We start from the raw sequence: 1,851 nt of genomic DNA on the forward strand, positions 1-1,851 counted from the left end.
AAAGACGGTGTTACTAGTAATACAGCCAATGTAGATATTACTGGCGCTGTGATAACTGCGCTTACGGTTACGCCAGCGCAAGTTGATATTGCAAAAGGACAGACTGAACAGTTAACAGTTACGGCAACTTACAGTGACAGTACGTCATCTGATGTAACTAGTTCGGTTGCCTGGTTAGTCGATGATACGAATACTGCAACGGTAGCTCCATCTGGTTTGCTGACGGGTAATGAGGTTGGTGCGACATTCTTAACAGCCCAAAAAGACGGTGTTACTAGTAATACAGCCAATGTAGATATTAGCGTGACGGTGAATCAAGCTGCAGTAGGAATTGTTAGTATTTCAGTAAATCCAGCACAGGTAAATGTTGTTATTAAGGGGCAAAGTCTGCAATTGTCAGCTACAGCAATGTACAGTGATAACACTACTTCAGATGTTACCGGTTCGGTAACTTGGGAGTCAAGTGATGTTACCGTCGCAACAGTAGCAGTGAATGGTTCGGTATCTGGCGTAAAGGTAGGAGCTACAACTGTGACTGCCAAAATGGATAATATCACTAGTAATATAGTGAATGTCGATGTGTGCAACTTAGCTGGCCCGTGTATTAGTATTGTTGATATCGGTGGCGGGAAGTTGTTTACTAATTCTCCGTCGGTGTCATATTGGAATAGCATTGGAGGACATTCGACTAATGGAGTATATACGGAAAATGGGGCATTGGGGCCTGCTGGAGATTTCTATATTTTTTCTCAGGGGAATGCAGTGAATGTTTGCGGTCATTTTAATAGTATTTCATTAGGTGGTCGAACAAATTGGTCCGTTGCGAGTCAATATGAGTTTAAGGTGGAATTATACGATAATTTTTCTAATATGTTTATTGCACGAGGTTGGCCGACATCGATCAGTTACTGGACTGCAACTTCTCATAGCTACTTAAATGGCTATTGGTATATAAATCTTGCAAATGGTTTTGAGAATTATACTGATGTAAGCTGGCCGCTTTATGCTTCTTGTATGTCTAATCCTTAGTGTTTTAAATCAAACAACAAGATACTGTTAAACTGACTGTGTCAAAGTTTCGTGTTGTTTATTATTTTGTGGAAGGTTCAGGTTCGACGTTATATTGTAATTTGTTAGTCAATTGTAAAAGCTAAGATCCTGAACTTAAGGTTTTGAAGTTAATAAAGATTTAACTAAACAGTAGTAACGTAATTTGTTTAAAGTTCATTTGGTCGAAGTTAAGCTTTCTGTAGAAAAGCATTTTCTGCATAAGGTTGGTGTTGTTAAACAGTGTTTTTCTTCGATGTGTATTGTTCTATCCAGGGGGCATTTATTTAGCTTATTTGTGTGATTAAACTGTTTTAAAATTTTGCATAAATTCAATTTGGGATAAATTATATATGTTTCAACCAATTTAAGTTTTTTAAAGCATTTTTTATTTAATGTGAAATAGCAAATATTAGAGTGGGTGGTTTGTAAGTAAGCAAAACTTACTTTTTTGTGGTTACTTACGAAACTTGGAAAAATCAAATTTCAGTATCTATTTCAGAAGCTATAGGGCTTAGCCTGTTAATTCCAATATTTTAATGAAAGTAACACTGTAGAACAGTGCTTTCGGGGGTGGTTTTTATCGTTTTTTATTTCCATATTGTGCAATGAGTGTGCAAATTGTTTGGAAATAAATGTGATAGGAATCTTTAAATTATGCGGAATTTTTTAAGGGAAAGCTTGTATTTTATAAAGTTTTTCTCATTTTTTTGGTTGGTGTTGTTGTCTGGTTGTAATTCAGAAGATGGTTTTTTAGAGCCTACTGATCCTAAAGTTACTTTAGAAAGTGTAACTATAGCTCCT

Annotated in this window: 1 protein-coding gene; it reads left to right on the top strand. The window is 36.2% G+C overall.

The window, feature by feature from the left end:
• The coding region (locus tag J8L86_RS20970) for an Ig-like domain-containing protein (RefSeq protein WP_211031448.1) at nt 1-1,029 on the top strand (1,029 nt) is incomplete at its 5' end.
• Nucleotides 1,030-1,851: the final 822 nt, after the last annotated feature.

Origin of the sequence: Shewanella sp. MMG014, from assembly GCF_018100775.1 — a bacterium.
Lineage (GTDB): Bacteria > Pseudomonadota > Gammaproteobacteria > Enterobacterales > Shewanellaceae > Shewanella > Shewanella japonica.